This is a genomic window from Planctomicrobium limosum, from assembly GCF_051465645.1.
Taxonomy (GTDB): Bacteria; Planctomycetota; Planctomycetia; order Planctomycetales; family Planctomycetaceae; genus Planctomicrobium.
The window spans coordinates 3,758,483-3,776,179 of the sequence record NZ_CP195790.1; the positions used below are offsets into that span (position 1 = coordinate 3,758,483).

A 17,697-nucleotide genomic window follows, 5' to 3' on the forward strand; every position below is an offset into this window, starting at 1 on the left:
CTGTGATGCCCAACAACGAACAACAAGAACGCCCAGAACCAGTCGATTTGATTCGGGCCGCTGACGAGCAGATTGCGAAGGTTCGTACCCAAAGTCTCGATCTCTCGTTCAATGAATTATTGGACATGTACAGCAATCAAGAATTGGTAATCTCGCCTGAGTTTCAGAGACTGTTCCGCTGGTCAGAAGCCAAAGAGTCGAGATTCATTGAGTCCATGATTCTTGAGCTTCCTCTACCACCACTCTTCGTCATTGAATTGGAGGAGGGGCAATACGAATTGATTGATGGCTTACAACGAATCTCATCATATCTGCACTTCCGAGGGAAGTTGGTTGCTCCACACAGAGAAATTGCTGAGGGTGATAGCCTTACGCTCGTAGACTGCGACATAGTTGAGCAGTTGAATGGTGCTACCTATGTCTCCTTGCCAAGGGCCATTGAGATCAAGCTCAAGCGTGCGTTCGTGCGTGTTGAGGTTGTAAGACGAGAAAGCGACAACCGCCTCCGCTATCACATGTTCAAACGATTGAATACGGGCGGAGAATTACTCAGCGAGCAAGAGATTCGGAATTGCACGATACGCCTTCTCGACAATACGTTCAATGAGTTTTTGGTAGAATGCAGCCGATCCGAAGGATTCAAAGAGTGCATTTCGAAGGTCGCCAATGAGCAAGTGGATAGAAAGTTTGATCAAGAGTTGGTGCTTCGATTCCTCGCATTCAAGAACCGGCGAGATCAATACGTCCACGAAGTAGGAACTTTCCTAACGGAGTATATGGAGCAGGTATCCGATCCGGGAGAAGGGTCGCTGACATTTGATTACGAAGCTGAACGACAGGCATTCACGAAGACATTCTCGGTTTTGAAGGCATCTCTCGGCGATGAGTCGTTCTCTCACATTGACCGCCGTGATCGCAGACAGCCGTTCAGTGTATATCATTTTGAGTCGTTCACATTAGGACTACAGCCACATCTGGCTTCTCTTGACCCAGATGACTCTGAGCAAATGCAAAAGCTCAAGGAAGTTTGCTGGGAAATCAAGAAGGATCAGGAGTTTCGTAACATTACTACGGGAGGAGGAAAGAACTCACGTGGGCCACTACGAGACAGAATCGAGTACGTGTCGAAGGTAATCGGAGAGAAGATGTGAACCTAGATGACATTCGAGCGGAACTTGAAGATGAATTGACGTGGAGAATGAACGAGATGCGGTTTCTTCGCAATCGGCTATCTGATCTCTCCGATGCTGACGACCAAGAACGATACTGCAAAAGCTTGGTTGTGATGTTATACGCACATTTCGAAGGGTTTTGGAAAGCGGCATTTACAATTTATCTCTCTGAATTGAACCGCATGGGGCTTCAATGTGGAAACGCATCTGAAAGCATCATTGCGGCAAGCATGGCCGAATTGTTTCATTCCCTAAATGATCCCAACAAAAAGAGCGATTTCTTTCGAGGCTCCGCTCCTGACGACACAGTACTGCATCGCTTTTGTCGTCACGCTGAGTTTGCTGGGAAACTTCATGACGTCCTCGCCTCCACCATCGATATTCCTATTGACGTCGTGCTAGACACGGAATCCAATCTTACGCCAACCGTCGTTCGTAAAACCTTATTTCGAATGGGCTTTGATCACGAGGAGTTCAAGGGTGATGAAGGCATAGTTAATCAACTGCTGAGGCGACGAAACGACATAGCTCATGGCAGTGCTCGATCTGGCATCAGGGTTGAAGTATACCGAAATCTTGAGGCTTCGGTGTTAGGCATCATGCGAAGAATTGTGACATTCATCTTCGAGGCACTGGATGAGCAAAAATATTTGCGGTCTGTGCCATCTGGTCCGTAGTGCGAAGGTAATTTAAGAAGCAATTTACGCAATCGTTTCCGACCAGTTCTGCAAGATCGACGAAACGTCGTTCTGCAGTAACAAATTTCGTGGACTCAAAGAACTGCAACGATCCACAAACCGACTCCAAGACGAAATTCCCATTGTGTCTAGAAGGAGGACGTGCATGTCCTCCAGAAGAAATCGGCGGACCTTGGGGCTATGTTGACGGTCTGGCTGCACTCCATGATCCCAGGCATGAACGCCATGATGAAATGGTCGAATGGTTGAGCGAATTCGATCCGGAGGCATTCGATGTCAGAAAGGCGACGAAGGAGATGAGGAAGGTGAAGTGACACTCTCCTCGGCCAGTGAAGGGAACGCACTCGAATGAATCAACAGCCGCAACTGCACGCATATGCCCGACCCGTGAATTCTCCGTTCGGGCTTCTTGGCACAAATGAAAATGCCCTGTCATTCGCACTTGGGTATACCTTCCAGCAATGCCTTCCTTTCCTACAGTATTTCCTGAGGCAGCTGAAGATTACTGGCATTCAGTTACGGTCTTTGCGAAACACTCGCATCGAACTCCAACGGTATCGGAGTGATATTGCGGGACAAGGTATCACTGATATTGAACTTCACCTGCCTGGGCATTTCCACATCATCATTGAAGCAAAAGTCGGCTTTGCGCTGCCCACACTCCAGCAATGCCAAAAATACCTGCCCCATTTTTCCGATGAACCACACCAGATTTTGGTCGCAATGGTGCAGTCACCTGATGACAGCTTTGTTGAACGGTATTCAGTTGAAGATTGCAAACTGACTGGGCACTTGGTTTCGTTCTCTTGGACACGGCTTTTTGCCGGATGTGTCAAACTCATGTTGAGCGAGAAGCTCGCTGAGCATTCGAAGAACTGGATTCGCTCGTTCTACAATTTTCTCGATCAGGAGTATCGAATGAAAGCATTTACGACGGAAGTTTGGATTCCGTCGATCAATACGAAGCCGCTTTGGTCTGGCGGAATGAGTTTTTGGGATATCCATCAAAAATACAGTTTGTACTGGGACAGCACCCATCCCACGGTTCGACCTCTCTATTTTGCATTTCGAGTGCATGGGAGCGTGGATTCAATTCATCGAGTCAATCGAATTGAACATTCGATCTTTATTGACGATATCGTTCCAGAACTTGCTCAGCCACGAAGGAAGAGGCAAAGAGTTCCTTGCACAGTCTGGCATCTCGACGCTCCAGTCTCACTTCCACGGTCTTTGAAGACCGGAGGCGGAATGTATAACCGACGAGTGCGATGCGATCTCGATCTTCTTTTGAGTTGTGAGACCGTTCAGGAGATTGAAGAGCAGATGCGGTTTCGTCGAGAAACGGGAGATTCGTGAATTCTAAGTTGAAATGCTGGCCGATATATGCAATCACGGTCCCAACTAGAATCCACAAAACTTCGCCTTGAAACTGAAAACCAGAGATGCTCAAAGTCCTTCAAATTAGCAAGATCAAGATCGGCAATCGCCATCGAAAGGACATGGGCGATCTCACATCCTTGGCCGAGAGCATCCGCCAGGACGGGCTACTCCAACCGATTGGTGTGACCGAGAAGCTGGAATTGGTTTTTGGGGAACGGAGACTGCGGGCACACCAAGAGATTCTCAAATCGAAGTCGATTCTTGCTCGAATCGTGGATGTCCAAAGCATCCTCTATGGCGAATATGCTGAAAACGAAATCAGGAAGGATTTCACTCCGTCGGAACGAGTTGCCATCGCCAAGGCCATCGAGAAACAGGTTGGTAATCGCCGTGGGCAGAGAACTGATCGACTTGTGGGAAAAATTCCACAAGTTGCTGCTGGTAAAAAGACTCGTGAGGTCGCTGCCGAAAAAGCTGGTTTCGGTAATGACAAGACTTACCGACAAGCTGCGAAGGTTGTCGAAAATGGTACTTCCAAGTTGATTCATGCTATGGATGCAGGTCGAGTCAGCATTTCAGCAGCTTCCATTCTGGCGGATGCCGATGCGGAAGAACTCGAAGCCATCTTGGAGCTTGATGAGCGAGCGATCTTAAAGGCAGCCAAAGAGATTCGGCAACAAAAAACAGCAACCCGAAACCGAGAGCAAGTTGACGCAGAAGCGAAAGCAAAAAAGCGAATAAACGGAAAGAAGACGTGGACGATAACGTCTGTCCAGAATGTGACTCCTTGTAGGCTAGTCCTTGCCGATCCGCCATACGGCATCACAAACGAACCCTGGGAACCGAAGGACTTAGATGGATACACTCGCCAGTGGTGTCAAAAATGGACTGCCTCGGGAGCCGACTTCTTTGCGATCTTCTGGTCGCAGGAAAACCTATGGCGAGGACGGACGTGGTTCGATGAATCGTTGAATGGCTATCAGTTTCAAGAATTGCTGATCTGGCACGTCAGCAACGCATGGTCAAAAAAGAGTCGACAAACTTTTAAGGAATCTTGGGAGCCGATTTTCATATACCGTCGAATCGGCTGCACCCGGCAAGTTCTCCCAGTCGGCAGAGCATGGGGTGATGGACTTCATAACCTCGATTGTTGCGTCTCACCTACACCTCAAACTGTCTACAAAGGAACAAATCTCAAGCAACATCCCTGTCAGAAACCGGTTGCTGTCATGCGGTGGCTGATTCATGCCTTGTCTGATCCTGGAGACATGGTGGCTTCTCCGTTCTGCGGAGTTGCTCCCTGTGGAATCGCTGCATCTCAGCTAGGGCGGTACTACCACGGTATTGAAATCGACTCGCACTATCGCAAACTCGCTGAACGCCGAATACTTGCCTATGGTGGGGATGCTCCTTCAATGGATAGGATTGATTATTCGTCGGAGTGACATCAGGCCAACGACTTTTACCGCAAGGAATATCAAGTGGATGTCTTTCAAATGCAGCAGGGGCGATATCTCCTCTATCTCGACATCCTTGGATTCAAAGAGATTGTGAAAAGCAGAGCGGTTGGTGACGTTTATAGAATTGTAGACCAAGTTCTGTGTGAGTTTTCCCGAAGAGAATCGAGCATCCACGATTTCCGAACTCTCTATTTTTCGGACACGATCATTTTCTACCAAGTCCCTCAAGGCTGGGGAAGTTGGGCTTTCTCTGACGTGTATGCCATTGCAGGTATGGCTTGGTCAGCATTGGCTGCACAGGATATTCCCTGTCGAGGGGCAATTTCTTTTGGCGAGTTCTTTGTTGAACTCGATTCACGTCGGCAGCACTCAATCTTTTTTGGAAAGGCACTCATAGAGGCATATGAAACGGAATCGCATGCGGACAATAGTGACTGGATTGGTGTTACGATATGCCCGTCGGCATGGCAGGCAGTGGAATATGCGGACCCCGGGCTAATCGATGTTTTCTGTAAAGAACGTAGATTTGAACGCAACGGCGATTGCATCCGCCTGAACCCGTTTATCAAGCTGCCCGGCTACCATGTGGATTCTCAGATCGACAACCTCCCCGATGATCTTGCATCATGCGACGCTCCCGATTTTCCGAACGATGTAAAAGCCTTGGCGTTTATTCTTGCTGAGGAAAAACGACTACGATTGGACTCTCAAGCCTCAGGTCGTATTCGAGCGAAGTACATCACTACCAATCGCTTATTTGAGCATTTCTTGGGGAGTGAGTGCATCGATTGGGCGATGAGTATTGTTCCGCTAATGAAGGGGGCCAATGACTCAATTCAATGATGCAAGAATCAAGACAGAGAAGATCGCCTCGTCGCCGACGTATGGGACATGCTTCTCCAGTTCACTTCACACTCACACTGAGAATCTGACAGCCAGGATATCGTTTGAAGAGTTTCACTTTGGCGGCTTCGACATCACCAGCTTCGATGAGGACATTCCCGACGATGCCGCCGGATTTCGTTTTGATCTTGAAAGTGAATTTCTGAAGGGATGCTTCTGCAATGGAGCTGGTTCCCATTCCGAACAAGATCGTTCCCAGAAACCTGCGGCGGTTCATGGCTTGGTTCCCAATTCTTTTGCTTTGGCCAAATCCTTTGCCGCTTCGCTATCTCGTCCCAATGCCTTGAGTGCGTATCCACGATGCAAATAGTGAGTCCCGTTGTTGGGTTCTCTGCGAAGGGCTTCGCCAAAATCGGTTGCGGCTTTCTCAAAGTCCTTCAGATTGAAATAGCAGCTTCCCCGCTGATGGTAAAAGATAGCGGCATTGGGATCGTGCCTGATGGCCTGGGTGACATCGACAGCGGAATCGACATACTCCCCGTCCCGTGATTTCTGGGCAGCACGATTGGAGTAGAGCCGGGCCAGCAAGTCATGGCATTGGGCGGGATCGGATGGATTCAATCGAAGTGCCTGTTCGGCGTCGGCGATTCCCAGATCGAACAGCTGGAGTTGTGCATGAGCGAGTGCCCGGTGCATGCAGAAATCTGCACGTTTGGGGTCGAGATCAATCGCTTTGTTGAAATCCTCAAGGCTGTCTTGATACTTCCCGAGATTGAATTTGCTGGCCCCTCGTTTGTCGTAGGCGTCGGCATTTTCGGGATCGAGTGAGACGATCTCGCTGAAGACTTTATCTGCCTGTTTGAAATTCTTCTGATCAAGATGACGTTGCCCTGATGCCATCAGTTCAGCAATAGATTTCGTTGGATTCGACTGCGGTGAGGATGGTTGTTCTACAACTGGTGCGGACATCACCTGCGGTTCAAAAACAGGTGGCGTGAGGGGTGCAGGTTCCTCGACCAGCTGTTCTGCAACCGGCAACTCTTCAGGAACCTTCGGCAATTCTTGTGTTGCTTGCTGGGATCGCCACCAGATGACTGCTCCGATGCCGACAGCCAGAACCAAGATGAGGAGAATCCATCTCCATGATGATGGTTTGGCAGGGTTCAATGAACGCTGTAAGTCAGCAGCGAAGTGTGCGGCCGAGGTAAAACGACGTTGCGGATCATGCTGAAGTGATTTCTCGCAAATCCGTTTCAACTCTGGTGAGATTCCAGAGACTGAAACACATTTGATTCCCGCCACGATTTCCCGACGCAAGACGTTTGGCTTCAAGGAAGAATAAGGGAGTTTTTCCGTGAGAGCTTCGTACAAAACAACTCCCAGGCTGAACACATCCGAGCGTGGATCGACCGGCTTCCCTTCCAGTTGTTCAGGAGACATGTACCGCAGTGTCCCGAGTGACAGAGCTTCCTTACCCGCTTTGTTGGCTGATTGAGCAATTCCAAAGTCAGCCAGCAAGGCTCGGTTGTGGTGGTCGATCAGAATGTTCGCTGGTTTGATGTCCCGATGAATAACACCATGCAAATGGGCGTATTCCAGGGCATCGGCAATCTCGATGATCCAGCGGACGGCCTGCTGTGGAGAAGGAGGACTGTTCACCAGATGATTGGCCAGACTGCCACTCTCCACAAACTCAGAGACAATGAAACACAGATCGCCCTCCCGTCCGACATCAAAGACCGGAACAATGCCCGGATGTTTCAGGCGAGCGACTCGACGGGCTTCCGCCATAAAGGTGTCAGCCGATTGCAAACGACTCGGCTTCGGCACTTTGACCGCCACAATTCGCTGCAATTCCAGGTCGTAGGCTCGCCAGACCTGGGCAAACCCTCCTTCGGCAATCAGATCATCGAGGCGATAACGACCGACAAGTGTCCTGGGTTCATGAGAAGGAAGGTTTGGAGGAACCGATGTCTCACGATCTTGAATCGGCTTGTCGAGCCAGGAGATCACTTTCAGAGCTTCAATGCGTCGGGACAGTTCTTCAATCAATTGCGGATGGTTATGACACAGTTCACTGGCCGGTGTCTCCTGGCCAAGCTCCCGCAACTCCTCCCAGCGGAGGAGCAGGTCTGCCAGAATTTCCTCATCCGTGTCCGTCACGATTCAATTCCTCGTGCAGTCTCAGTTTCGCTGCCTGCCAGCGTCGTTTTAATGTTCGAAACGAAATCCCCAGGACCTGGGCAGCTTCTTCCTGCGTCAGCCCTTCGTAGTAGAGCAGGTTCATCACTTCGAGTTCGTCCTCAGGCAGTTTTTCCACCTGCTGGTGAAATTCGCTCCAGGAGGAGAGGTCTTCCGGCTCATCGGCATTATTGTGGAGAGAACCACCGTCTTCGTCGGCAGGTTGTCCATCCGTATGGTGATTGGCTCCGTTTCCTTCAGGACCGAAATGATGCTTGGCCAAGTCCAAGAGTTCCCGACGCACCTGGACGGCGGCCAGATTGAAAAAGTGCCGCACGGACTCGATTCGGACATCGGCCAAGGCTCGGTGCAGACGAACCATTGAGTTCTGAAACACATCATCCGTTTGCTCCCATCTCCGCAGATTGGGATACCCATGAAACATCTTTCGGGTTAGCCGCAAGAGCCGGTCACAAGCATGATCGAGGAGAGCTTCCTGTGCCGACGTATCTCCCGACAGTCCTCGGTCAATGAGACCTTGAAGCTGCGTATCACTTCCTATGGATGGCGGCTGCGGCATCGTCACTTCCCCGACTCAGACAAAAGGTGTTTGCCCAGTTTATCGGGAAGAAAGACCGCTGTCGCAGGCAGCCCATTCGGAAGTGCGATGGCGACGATCGAGAAGGGCCAAGAAATTTCTTTTCGAAAATTTGGCCCAGTTGGCGCTGTCCTGTCGCAGACCAGAGCAGGAGGGTCGATTTCGAACGGAGATTCAGCGATCAGGCAACGAAAGGGCAAACTCAGTTGTCGGGCAGGAACTATTTGCGGAGCTTCCGTTTTGCTCGTCCCGCATCAACACGGGCGAGAAATTCGGAGGCTGTGATCCCCAGGGCATCGCAAATCCGGAACAAGACCTCCACGGTCGGCGACTTATGGTTGTTCTCCAGGTGGCTGATGTAGGTCCGGTCCAACTCCGCCTCAAAGGAAAGTTGTTCCTGAGTCAGTCCTGCAGTGATTCGGGCCTTTTTGAGTTCATCTCCCAGCATGGCCCGAACTTATGTTCGGGGTGCCGGGAAGTCTGTGGACTATAGTCTACGTTACCGCAATAATGTTTCCATCGTTACGGGCCAGCGACTGCTAAGAGGATCGGACTCAGCCAGCCCAGATCAATCCCCTCGACGTTTTGAATTCACGATCACCTTTGGAGAGACCACTGATGGCTGACACTCAAGAATGGCATTACGCTCAGGGGGACCAGAAACTCGGGCCAATTTCCACTGCGGAACTGAAAGAACTGGCAACAAACGGGGAGTTGTCACCTGCTGATCTCATCTGGAAAGAAGGCTGGACCAACTGGAAACAGGCCAGCAGCGTCAAAGGGTTGTTTCCCAACGGTTCAATGGGACGAAGTCCAGTCCGTCCTGAAACGATTCGGGCTGCGACCGAAGCTGCTGATCAAGTGTCGCAGAAACTTTGGTTCCTCGATCTGAAGTTTGAGCGATTTGCCACCCCCAGCTTGATCGGGTTCATTTTCGCCATCGTGCTGATTGGATTGGCGATACTGGCCTGCATCGGTGCCGTTTACGCTCTCTTTAATCAGCCTGCGTTGCAGGCGGCGTTCTCCATCATTGGAATGCTTCTTGGCTGCATCATCTGGGCGGTCGTTGCCCGTGTCATTCTTGAATCCTGCCTGCTGGCCTTCAGAGTCGCTGAACATCTCTCCTATTTGCGATATCTCAAGCAGGACAAGTGATCCACGTTCTGGCTCAAGTGATTCTTCTTCCGTTCCCCCTGAACGCAAATCTGACTCATGCCTACTCAATGGTACTTCGAACATGATGGAAAGCCGCAAGGGCCATTTCTCTTGAGCCAACTGAAGAAGTTGGCGGCTCTTGGACGATTGCGGCCAACCGATTTGGTGTGGCAGGAGGATCAGATGCAACGAATTCCTGCATCACAATTAAAGGGGATTTTCTCCAACAGTCCTCCGTTGCCGAAAACTCAAAGCCGTTCTTCCGCCATACCACCACTACTCCCCACACCTCCAAATGGTCCACCACCTTTGCCGGAGGATGCCAACCTTCCGCATGGGATGAGAACTCCCGATCTGCCGATTCATGGAGACAGCAGTCGTCCGACATTCTGGCAGCGTCACGGATTCAAAATGGGCATGGGGGCGGTTGGTGCGATCATTCTGTTTCTGGCTGCTTTGGCTTCTTCGTCGGCAGAATTCCAGGAGGGTTTCGCTGAAGTGCCCGAAAGAACGACGAAACCACAGGTCCGTGATGATTCCCTTCAGCAGACTGTCATCGCACGCAAGATGACCAAGAAACAATTTCTGGAGAACAGAAATCATAAAGAAGAAGGTCTCGGTCATTCTTCTAAAACAATCACAATAGAATTTCTCCCTCACAAAGCTGGTTCAACTGCGGAGTACCACATTTCGATACCCGGTGTCGGAATTGCGGAACACATTTGGTCATTTAATTCAGATGGAATGATTAACGATCTGACAAAACGGATTGGTGGACGCTCGTTGAGATCGTACAGTACGTCTCCCGACAAGAGAGTCGTCCGTGATGAATATGTTGGAGTGATCGCCGGTGGAGAATATGGTGGTCAGTTTGTCACCTGCCTCAAACTTGGAGCACGGCTAGGAGATTCCTGGGAAGTCGATGATGCGAAATATTCCGTGCAGGAATTTGGAACGTTCGTTTCAAAGTATGACGGAAAAACTCGAACCACAGTCTCCATACGCCAAGAGCTTCCTCCCCTCCCCAATGGGAAAATAATCGCCTTGACATCGGTCTATGCTGAGGGGGTTGGACTGATTCGCAAAGATGGTGAAACACCTGCTGGACCGACTCGCTGGGAACTGATTGAACCTGAGTCCAGCATGAACCTCACGAGGGAAGAGCGAGCATTTTATGAGTAGGTCAGTGCATTCATTAATTGCTTGTGACTTCTGACATCAATAGAACAGGGGCCATGTTAATATGTCAGACCAATGGTACATCGAATTTCAAGGAAAGGAACAAGGTCCATTTTTGATGAGCCAGTTGAAGAAATTGGCAGCTTTGGGGCGATTGCAGCCGACTGATCTGATTTGGCAGGAAAGCCACTCGCAAAAAATTCCCGCATCAGAGTTGAAGGGGATTTTCTCCAACAGTCCTCCGTTGCCGAAAACTCAAAGCCGTTCTCCTGTCGTGCCGCCGCCACTCCCCACAACTCCGAATGGGCCACCACCGTTACCGGATGATGCCAAACTTCCTCATGGGGTGAGAACTCCCGAGTTACCGAACAATGGAGATGGCGGTCGTCCGAAATTCTGGCAGCGTCACAGATTCAACGTCGGCATTGGGGCGGTTGCGGTTTGCGTATTCATGGCGGCGGTCGCTGGTCATCTCGGCACAACAAGGAATGGAAGTCAGCCCACGACGAGTGGCGGCACTCTTCAGAACGTCTCGGCAACCGATTTGTATGCCGCCTTTCAAAGCGACTCGGAGGCGGCTGACAAACGATTCAAGGGGAAATGGCTTGCCGTGTCTGGACAGGTAGGAACTCGTGACAATGCACCGAAGAACTATCCGGGAACAATCTTGATGGGGCTGAAGGGATCAGACGCAACCGACGCTTTCGTTGCTTGTTACTTTGCACGAGAGAATGAGTCGATGCTTCAACTGCTCGATGGAATTCCCCAGCCACCGATTATCGGTAAGTGCCTTGGAATCGCCCAAAGTGAATATGTGAAATCCGGTCAGTCGTTAATCGAAGTACAATTGCGGGAATGCAACATACTGCCGGTGGCTTTGGGACAACCGCCTGAAAAGCTGCCCACCAAGAATTATAAAAAATCGAGACCACCACAAGCCCAAATACACAACGCAGCAGAGATCACAGTTGATGCATTTGCCAAGAAACTATCCGACTTCTGCGGTCATAATGTTATGGAGGCAGCAGCACCGGATGCTGGCTTTGATCGGGCATTTATTGTGAGTGGGAAGGAAACAACGCTAATGGGCATTCATAAGGCGATAGGGAAACCTAATCAAATTCTTGACCAGAATGACTGGGCGAGCCAGAAATGGGTTTACAATTGCACAAACGGATTCGTGGTATTCACAGTCACAAACATAAATGATGTCCCATATAAAAACAATCGACGAGACGAAGTGATCGTCAATTCCTGCTTGGCAAATGTGAAGTACTAGCATTGGAGGCGGTGTAGAGGATGACCGAACATTGTGGGATGATTCCTGTACGAGCCCAACTAGCTTTAAGCCAACTGGGTGCAAGTGCATCCTAGTGTCATTCGGTGAAAATCCCTTATCAGTCCGTAGTGATCTCCCCTCGCCGATTTTTTTGGCCCCGCCTCACTGAATTTTTTTCCAGCCCACACGGAAAAGAAGACAGATCACATGCGGCAGGAGGTAGGGGGAGAGGCTCCCCCGCTCTCAAGGTTTTCGTCGAGAATTGTTTGATTTTCAATTCTGCAACAGGACTTCAGAAATCTCCTGGGGATGAGGAAATTCCAGAACCTGAGGTGCGACGTTTGAATTCGTCAATAGTCGCTTTCCGGTGATCATATTCGGCTGCCTTCCTGGCACGTTCTTCGTTCGGTGGATCGAGCGACAGCCAATGACGATATCGATAAATCTCTTTCTCGTGGAGCCGTTTTTCGAGTGGGACCTCATCGTCCTCACCTTCACCTTCATCTTCCTCGTCCTCATCCAAATTCTCCTCATACAGCACGTCTTCGATATCAGCCAGCATGACCTTGCCTTTATCGATCAACTTTGCAATGACTTCGGCAAAGTTATAGTGATTGACAATCGCCCCAAATCCTGGCTCGACCTCTTTCGAATGAGCGACAATCATCTTGGCAAGCTCTCCGTCGGCTACCATGCTCTCGCCCATCACCGTCCCTTTGGAGTCGTCATATATCCATCTCGTGCCCGGCAACCAACACTGTTTTGCATAACGACCTGGCTTGCGTCCATCAGGAGAAGGGTTCATCAGCCAAGCTGTTTGTTCGATGTATCGTTCCATAATTAAGTCCTCAGTAAAATGATAATGATTGTGAACTAAACACATTTATTATACTACGATTTTTGAAGTTTGTAAAATGGCATAACTCTGGCTAAATGATCCATCTCATGGTCTCAACTACTGAACCTCAAAGACATTCGGAAACGTTGCAAAGTCATCTATTTTGCTCACCGGAATTTTCACAACCGCCACAATGCCCGAGTCGAAGAGCAGCGTTCCTCCCCAACTGTTCAACAGCTGAATCTCATTGGCAGTGAACGGCGTGTTGATCCGAACCTGCAAAGAGACCAACTCATCGGCCTCCCTGCCGATGAGTTTTTCGAGTGCCCGAGCCGTGATCTTTTGATGCATGAAAAATTCTCAATATTCCTCAGGAAGCAAAAGCGTGGTCGCCTCTCGATTTCCTCGGTCATCAGCCGCTTCGGTGATCAACCAAATCTTTTCGCCCGTCTTGAGCAGATAAGCCGACAGCAAGCGGCTGCCGTCCTTGAGTGACTGATTATTCGATTCCTTGTCTTCGTCATCGACGACTCCCCAGTCGCCCGAGATGTGCTTGGCGATAAACTCCCAGGCAGCTTGTTCGGCAGCCTCAAGAGATTCGAGGGCGGCTGGGGTGGCGACGATGCGTCCAGGATAAAACAGAGGTTGTTTGACGGAGATCATTACTGTTCCTTTCGGTGAGGAGGTGGTCCTCGCCTGGAGGGTACAATGAGGCTATTTTTGAATTGGATGGAAGCATTCATATGGGAACGCAAGCAAAACAAAATGCCCTTCCCTTTCAGAAAGAGAAGGGGGACATGAACACCTTTCACCGTCGGCGGCGACGTTGCTGCTTTCGTCGTTTCCGCTCGATCTTCTTTGGGGTAGATTGGTCCGCCGAATGTCGTTCCCTTCTGATGGCAACGTAAACAGCAATAACAAGCCGATCAATCTCAACATCCAGCCTCCGTCTTCTGAGAGCGTCCAATGGAGTGTATTTTTCCATTGGACGATACTTGGCCCTGATCTCGTCAGTCTGCCGATGAATCCGAATCAACTTGTCCAGATTTGGAAGCAATCGACGGGCTTTGTAGTGACCGGGGACAAACCTTCCTGGCCACTTCTGGCGTTGATCAGGAAGAAACAGAATTCTACTCTCTCCCTCTTCCTTGGGTGTGATGTCAACAATCTCTCCATCTGGGGAAATCCAGTTGGTATGAAACTCTGCTTGGAGCAGCAGCGGTGACTGCCAGTCGATCCAACCGCTCATCGACGTTCCACCATACTCGTCAATGTGCTGTTTCACGTTCATATGGCAGTTGTTCGGCACGGCATCTGGCACCGGTCTGACCTTCACATAATAAGGGAGTTGATCAGCAACAATTGTTGAACAGAAACCTTTGATCTCCTCTGTCGTTTGAGCTGGGACTTTTGGAACAAACATCTCGGACATATGCGTTTCCCCATCGGGATGCGATCAGCATTCCGAACCATCTACTTCCGTAGAGGTCAGGAATGCTGTGCGGTCGTTTCCGACGACGGGGAACTCGACATTGAGTCTCCTTATTTCGTACGTGGAACTCCGCAGGGGGCTGTGATGTCAATAAATGTGATGCTGTCATGTCGTGACCTTGTCGTGCCAAAACTCGATAATCTCTTCAGAGATATAGAGAACGGATTTGAAAAAACGGTTCACTTTTTGAGCCAAAATCTCAGAATTCCACGTTTTTCATAGCCTCCTGATATTTAGCTTCCAGCTTACCATCCAATGCAATGTGCTGGTAAATAGCTAATGTTTCTCGACGTGCATGTCCTGTAATGAGCTGGAGTTCGGCATCGGCCAGTCCACTGTTGCGAGTGAGCCAAGTGATCGCTTGGTGACGAAACGTATGTGGAGTTGCCTTCACTCCGGATTTTTCGGCGTACTCTTTGACAATCTGTTGAACACGCCGGGTTGTGTACTTGGTGTTTCTTCGAGTCTGGAACAGCCAGCGATTTTGGGGATGAGCGGCAATGTGTGTTCGTAGGGCGGTGGCGAAAGTTTTTCCGAAGAGAACAAAGCGGTCTTTGTCTCCTTTTCCGCCATTGATCCGAATTTTGTGATTCTCCATATCAATATCGCCGACCTGGATTCCACACAGTTCGGAGACCCGCACTGCTGTCTGGAACAGAAGCCGAAGCATCAAGGCATGCTGCACATCATTGGATTTGTCCACGATCTCGTAGAAATGGCGGAAATCATCAGCATTGAGAATGCGTGGAAGTTTCCGCCCCTTCTTGACAGGACGAAGCTGACATTCCTGGCGGACTCGTTTGGCGATGTATCTCCATCCCTCGTAATCCAAGCCTGCTCGGCGAATGATCCGGGCCACCTGGGAGACAATTTCGGATTTCGCCTTTTCATTTTGTGATGCGAAAGTGACGGGGTTTTCGACCATGATCGATGCTCCTGGAGGACAAAAACGAAGGTTGTATTTCGTGGACCAACTGTTCTGCGAAATTGGCAACAGTTAGTTCATGGGGACTTTCAGCTTGATCACGGACTTCATGGAGTAGACCGGGATACGAGTCTCGGTCACGACCGCTATGTCTTCGACGACGATGTAATCCATTCCGATCTCCTTGACCTTGTGACCAACTTGGATTCCGTCGAACAGCCTGATCTCATACCGACCATGGTCTTCCTTGATGGAAACGGACTGACCTACTTGGAGGACATCCAGGAAACCTTTGTTCGAGCGATCCTGACCAGGACTCATTACCGGGGGGATCGCCATCAATAGAAAAGCGGACAGAAACAAAACGCCTATCAAACGGGTCATGGTCGTTTTCCTTGCAGAAAGAGGAATGTTTTTCGGATGACTTCACCGTGGTCTTGGTCCGAGATGCCATTGGGGAACAACGATGTCACGGCATCAGCCACAGCTTGGGCAGAGGTACTCATGCCCAAGGACTTGATTGCATCCACAACTGGAGCGAGTTCAGAGTTCGAGGAGCCGATCTTCGAATGCTCTTTGGACTGGGACTTCACTGGCCTCGTCTTATTCAGTTTCCGGTTAAAGATCACCGGCATCCCATTCAATCCGATCCCTGTCTGCTTGATTTGGAGGCAGGTTTCGATCAATTCCCGCCCATAAATCGGACGACTATTCGGCACGAGTATGACAGGAGGAGGGAAGACCTGGGCATCGAGTAACTCGTACCAGCGGCTCCGAGAAAACCCACACAACTCTGCCATTTCTGAGACAGAAACCGCAGATTTTAAAGACGGATTTGAGACAGACATCAGACAGTCCTCCGACAAAATTCAGTCAGTTCCAGTTCGATAAACGTTCAACTCTCGAACATCACAGCGACGCATTACCGACAGTTTTCGGACGCAAATCTTCCAGATGTTTCTGTCCGATTTCTGTCAGAGTTCGCAGCCCCGCATCGGTCTTGACCAGCATTCCGTTGCGTAACAGCAGGCTTTCAGCGGTCTTTGTCAGAACCTTGGTGGAGACGCCGAGAATCGACGCCAACACGTTCAGGCGGACAGGGCCATTGGCCAGCAGACGCAAATACTTCTGCTGCAAGATGTCAAGTCCCAACTCGCTGATGCGTTCAACTTCGCAGGCTCGCCGTAGGTGATCCAATGACAGGGAATCACTTCCTTCTGCCATTTGAACTCGTCGAGCACTTTGGAGAATCCGCAGGGCGATTCGTGGAGTGCCTCGGCTTCTCTGGGCAATCTCACTGAGAAGTTGTGCGTCATATTGCCATTTCATGGCCTGGAGTCGCTGCTTGACGACTTCCACAAGTTCATTAGTGGTGTAGAAGTCCAGATGTAGCACCAGACGAAATCGGTCGATCAACGGACCAATCAGGCCATCGGGATCGGTCGTGGCTCCGACCAGCGTGAATGGGGCCACTGAAATCGTTTGGACTGATTTCCCGCTCCCAATGAAGAGTTTTCGCTCTTCAATCGCCTTGAGCAGCAGGTGCTGATTTGTCGGACTCAGCAGATGGATTTCATCCAGAAACAGAATGCCTTCCGTTGCGGATAACAACAGACTATTCAGTTCCGCTGCATTCGTGACGCTCTGTGCCAATACCTCAGTAAAGGGGACCGCCAACTCCAATGCCAGGGTTTTAATAAGTGCGGTTTTTCCCAATCCAGGAGGACCGCACAGCAGCACATCATCCATGCGGTGCTGTTCCGCAAAACTGGCTTCGACTGCAATCTCCAATGCCTTGGTGGCGTGAGTCTGTCCGATGATGTGCCGCAACGATTGCGGCTGAAACTCTCGGACATCGTTGATCTGAAAAGGATCGATTTCCTCATCCATCTTTATGTCTCCTTATTTTTGAGGTCTGACATTTCGAGAGGGTACAATGAACCTAAATCACGACGTTTTAACGGGACCCGGAAGAACCATTTCGTCCGAGGGGCTGTCGTGAGGCTGATCTCACCGTTCAATTTCGCAGCCGTCCTGGAGCAATAGGGTACAATTAACCTAATGGGCCAAAGAAAAAACCGGACCATTTCTGATCCGGTCTCCATACTTATTAAGCAGCGACTTCGAGCGGTGAAATGAACTCCATTTGCGAGTCAATTTCGATGGCGACTGCTTCTTGAGAAAGAGCCATCGCCATTTCCTCCGCCAGCAGTCGAACTTCATCCAAATGGTCCAAACCGTTCTCATCCGTGAAGCTCGAAACGATTGTGACCGGCTCTTCCACAAGCCCTTGAGCGGTCATCCAGCCTCCGAATGCCTCATGCGATGTAAATCCGCCGAAATGCTCGGCAAATACAAACTTTGCCCTCTTGATCCAAAGAGCGATCAGTTCTGCTGCGGCAGGTTCAAAAACGTTGATTGTGGACGGGATCAGGAGTGCAATCTTGTGATTTTTCATTGTTTTGTCCCATTGAGTGTTGTGACACCCAATGGGGTA

At 50.1% G+C, this 17,697-nt stretch carries 22 protein-coding genes; 9 read left to right on the top strand and 13 right to left on the bottom strand.

Translation table 11 applies throughout. The features are described 5' to 3' along the window. The first annotated feature begins 5 nt into the window (after window positions 1–5). The 6 genes from SH527x_RS14280 (at window position 6) to SH527x_RS14305 (ending at window position 5,553) form a co-directional block, all read left to right on the top strand. Window positions 6–1,151, top strand: a complete 1,146-nt coding sequence (locus tag SH527x_RS14280; RefSeq protein WP_437191349.1) for a DUF262 domain-containing protein — start codon at window positions 6–8, stop codon at window positions 1,149–1,151. Further along, window positions 1,148–1,849 (top strand): MAE_28990/MAE_18760 family HEPN-like nuclease, encoded by a 702-nt coding sequence (locus SH527x_RS14285; RefSeq protein ID WP_437191350.1) that lies wholly within the window; start codon window positions 1,148–1,150, stop codon window positions 1,847–1,849. Before SH527x_RS14280 ends, SH527x_RS14285 begins: the two co-directional genes overlap by 4 nt. 89 nt (window positions 1,850–1,938) lie before the next feature. Further along, complete coding sequence (locus tag SH527x_RS14290) at window positions 1,939–2,184, top strand: IS1096 element passenger TnpR family protein (RefSeq protein ID WP_437191351.1); 246 nt, start codon at window positions 1,939–1,941, stop codon at window positions 2,182–2,184. Window positions 2,185–2,218: 34 nt separating this feature from the next. Then, window positions 2,219–3,226: a hypothetical protein gene (locus SH527x_RS14295; protein ID WP_437191352.1), complete on the top strand. Its 1,008-nt coding sequence runs from the start codon at window positions 2,219–2,221 to the stop codon at window positions 3,224–3,226. 86 nt (window positions 3,227–3,312) lie between these two features. Beyond that, window positions 3,313–4,695, top strand: a complete 1,383-nt coding sequence (locus tag SH527x_RS14300) for a DNA methyltransferase (protein WP_437191353.1) — start codon at window positions 3,313–3,315, stop codon at window positions 4,693–4,695. A gap of 36 nt (window positions 4,696–4,731) precedes the next feature. Beyond that, a complete protein-coding gene (locus tag SH527x_RS14305) occupies window positions 4,732–5,553 on the top strand; it encodes a hypothetical protein (RefSeq protein WP_437191354.1) in 822 nt (273 codons plus the stop codon). Between the two features lie 61 nt (window positions 5,554–5,614). On the opposite strand, the gene SH527x_RS14310 is transcribed toward SH527x_RS14305, so the two are convergent. From SH527x_RS14310 to SH527x_RS14325, 4 genes are all read right to left on the bottom strand, one after another. Continuing rightward, complete coding sequence (locus SH527x_RS14310) at window positions 5,615–5,830, bottom strand: hypothetical protein (protein ID WP_437191355.1); 216 nt, start codon at window positions 5,828–5,830, stop codon at window positions 5,615–5,617. After that, on the bottom strand, window positions 5,827–7,716 hold the full coding sequence (locus SH527x_RS14315; RefSeq protein WP_437191356.1) for a protein kinase domain-containing protein: 1,890 nt from the start codon (window positions 7,714–7,716) through the stop codon (window positions 5,827–5,829). The genes SH527x_RS14310 and SH527x_RS14315 overlap by 4 nt, the downstream gene beginning before the upstream one ends. After that, window positions 7,700–8,314 (bottom strand): RNA polymerase sigma factor, encoded by a 615-nt coding sequence (locus SH527x_RS14320; RefSeq protein WP_437191357.1) that lies wholly within the window; start codon window positions 8,312–8,314, stop codon window positions 7,700–7,702. The genes SH527x_RS14315 and SH527x_RS14320 overlap by 17 nt, the downstream gene beginning before the upstream one ends. 238 nt (window positions 8,315–8,552) lie before the next feature. Continuing rightward, entirely contained in the window at window positions 8,553–8,780 is a 228-nt protein-coding gene (locus SH527x_RS14325) for a helix-turn-helix domain-containing protein (RefSeq protein ID WP_437191358.1), read from the bottom strand. 170 nt (window positions 8,781–8,950) lie between these two features. Here SH527x_RS14325 and SH527x_RS14330 point away from each other — a divergent pair, with 170 nt between their 5' ends. From SH527x_RS14330 to SH527x_RS14340, 3 genes are all read left to right on the top strand, one after another. Continuing rightward, on the top strand, window positions 8,951–9,487 hold the full coding sequence (locus SH527x_RS14330) for a GYF domain-containing protein (RefSeq protein ID WP_437191359.1): 537 nt from the start codon (window positions 8,951–8,953) through the stop codon (window positions 9,485–9,487). 57 nt (window positions 9,488–9,544) lie between these two features. Beyond that, a complete protein-coding gene (locus SH527x_RS14335) occupies window positions 9,545–10,669 on the top strand; it encodes a DUF4339 domain-containing protein (protein ID WP_437191360.1) in 1,125 nt (374 codons plus the stop codon). A 61-nt stretch (window positions 10,670–10,730) separates the two neighbouring features. Then, the gene (locus SH527x_RS14340) at window positions 10,731–11,945 is read left to right on the top strand and encodes a GYF domain-containing protein (RefSeq protein WP_437191361.1); all 1,215 of its coding nucleotides are present in this window, start codon (window positions 10,731–10,733) and stop codon (window positions 11,943–11,945) included. A 292-nt stretch (window positions 11,946–12,237) separates the two neighbouring features. Here the strand turns inward: SH527x_RS14340 and SH527x_RS14345 are convergent, their stop codons facing one another. The 9 genes from SH527x_RS14345 to SH527x_RS14385 all read right to left on the bottom strand — a co-directional run bounded on the left by SH527x_RS14345 (window position 12,238) and on the right by SH527x_RS14385 (window position 17,658). Then, the gene (locus SH527x_RS14345; protein WP_437191362.1) at window positions 12,238–12,828 is read right to left on the bottom strand and encodes a hypothetical protein; all 591 of its coding nucleotides are present in this window, start codon (window positions 12,826–12,828) and stop codon (window positions 12,238–12,240) included. Between the two features lie 72 nt (window positions 12,829–12,900). After that, window positions 12,901–13,134, bottom strand: coding sequence for a hypothetical protein (locus SH527x_RS14350; RefSeq protein WP_437191363.1), 234 nt, complete (start codon window positions 13,132–13,134; stop codon window positions 12,901–12,903). 9 nt (window positions 13,135–13,143) lie between these two features. Then, entirely contained in the window at window positions 13,144–13,446 is a 303-nt protein-coding gene (locus SH527x_RS14355; protein WP_437191364.1) for a hypothetical protein, read from the bottom strand. A gap of 145 nt (window positions 13,447–13,591) precedes the next feature. Continuing rightward, window positions 13,592–14,215 (bottom strand): hypothetical protein, encoded by a 624-nt coding sequence (locus tag SH527x_RS14360; protein WP_437191365.1) that lies wholly within the window; start codon window positions 14,213–14,215, stop codon window positions 13,592–13,594. Window positions 14,216–14,474: 259 nt separating this feature from the next. Beyond that, window positions 14,475–15,200 (bottom strand): tyrosine-type recombinase/integrase, encoded by a 726-nt coding sequence (locus SH527x_RS14365; protein WP_437191366.1) that lies wholly within the window; start codon window positions 15,198–15,200, stop codon window positions 14,475–14,477. Window positions 15,201–15,272: 72 nt separating this feature from the next. Beyond that, window positions 15,273–15,584 carry a hypothetical protein gene (locus tag SH527x_RS14370; protein WP_437191367.1) on the bottom strand — a complete coding sequence of 104 codons (312 nt, stop codon included), beginning with the start codon at window positions 15,582–15,584 and terminating at the stop codon, window positions 15,273–15,275. Next, entirely contained in the window at window positions 15,581–16,048 is a 468-nt protein-coding gene (locus SH527x_RS14375; protein WP_437191368.1) for a helix-turn-helix transcriptional regulator, read from the bottom strand. Before SH527x_RS14375 ends, SH527x_RS14370 begins: the two co-directional genes overlap by 4 nt. 61 nt (window positions 16,049–16,109) lie before the next feature. Beyond that, window positions 16,110–17,090 carry an AAA family ATPase gene (locus SH527x_RS14380; protein WP_437191369.1) on the bottom strand — a complete coding sequence of 327 codons (981 nt, stop codon included), beginning with the start codon at window positions 17,088–17,090 and terminating at the stop codon, window positions 16,110–16,112. A 220-nt stretch (window positions 17,091–17,310) separates the two neighbouring features. Then, window positions 17,311–17,658, bottom strand: coding sequence for a hypothetical protein (locus SH527x_RS14385; protein WP_437191370.1), 348 nt, complete (start codon window positions 17,656–17,658; stop codon window positions 17,311–17,313). Between the last annotated feature and the right edge of the window lie 39 nt (window positions 17,659–17,697).

What these genes read in the sequence shown, in the direction of transcription:
- SH527x_RS14280 (WP_437191349.1), top strand. Translation starts at nt 6, where the DNA reads ATGCCCAACAACGAACAACAAGAACGCCCAGAACCAGTCGATTTGATT.
- SH527x_RS14295 (WP_437191352.1), top strand. Translation starts at nt 2,219, where the DNA reads ATGAATCAACAGCCGCAACTGCACGCATATGCCCGACCCGTGAATTCT.
- SH527x_RS14300 (WP_437191353.1), top strand. Translation starts at nt 3,313, where the DNA reads ATGCTCAAAGTCCTTCAAATTAGCAAGATCAAGATCGGCAATCGCCAT.
- SH527x_RS14310 (WP_437191355.1), bottom strand. Translation starts at nt 5,830, where the DNA reads ATGAACCGCCGCAGGTTTCTGGGAACGATCTTGTTCGGAATGGGAACC.
- SH527x_RS14320 (WP_437191357.1), bottom strand. Translation starts at nt 8,314, where the DNA reads ATGCCGCAGCCGCCATCCATAGGAAGTGATACGCAGCTTCAAGGTCTC.
- SH527x_RS14325 (WP_437191358.1), bottom strand. Translation starts at nt 8,780, where the DNA reads ATGCTGGGAGATGAACTCAAAAAGGCCCGAATCACTGCAGGACTGACT.
- SH527x_RS14330 (WP_437191359.1), top strand. Translation starts at nt 8,951, where the DNA reads ATGGCTGACACTCAAGAATGGCATTACGCTCAGGGGGACCAGAAACTC.
- SH527x_RS14335 (WP_437191360.1), top strand. Translation starts at nt 9,545, where the DNA reads ATGCCTACTCAATGGTACTTCGAACATGATGGAAAGCCGCAAGGGCCA.
- SH527x_RS14340 (WP_437191361.1), top strand. Translation starts at nt 10,731, where the DNA reads ATGTCAGACCAATGGTACATCGAATTTCAAGGAAAGGAACAAGGTCCA.
- SH527x_RS14345 (WP_437191362.1), bottom strand. Translation starts at nt 12,828, where the DNA reads ATGTGTTTAGTTCACAATCATTATCATTTTACTGAGGACTTAATTATG.
- SH527x_RS14350 (WP_437191363.1), bottom strand. Translation starts at nt 13,134, where the DNA reads ATGCATCAAAAGATCACGGCTCGGGCACTCGAAAAACTCATCGGCAGG.
- SH527x_RS14355 (WP_437191364.1), bottom strand. Translation starts at nt 13,446, where the DNA reads ATGATCTCCGTCAAACAACCTCTGTTTTATCCTGGACGCATCGTCGCC.
- SH527x_RS14360 (WP_437191365.1), bottom strand. Translation starts at nt 14,215, where the DNA reads ATGTCCGAGATGTTTGTTCCAAAAGTCCCAGCTCAAACGACAGAGGAG.
- SH527x_RS14365 (WP_437191366.1), bottom strand. Translation starts at nt 15,200, where the DNA reads ATGGTCGAAAACCCCGTCACTTTCGCATCACAAAATGAAAAGGCGAAA.
- SH527x_RS14370 (WP_437191367.1), bottom strand. Translation starts at nt 15,584, where the DNA reads ATGACCCGTTTGATAGGCGTTTTGTTTCTGTCCGCTTTTCTATTGATG.
- SH527x_RS14375 (WP_437191368.1), bottom strand. Translation starts at nt 16,048, where the DNA reads ATGTCTGTCTCAAATCCGTCTTTAAAATCTGCGGTTTCTGTCTCAGAA.
- SH527x_RS14380 (WP_437191369.1), bottom strand. Translation starts at nt 17,090, where the DNA reads ATGGATGAGGAAATCGATCCTTTTCAGATCAACGATGTCCGAGAGTTT.
- SH527x_RS14385 (WP_437191370.1), bottom strand. Translation starts at nt 17,658, where the DNA reads ATGAAAAATCACAAGATTGCACTCCTGATCCCGTCCACAATCAACGTT.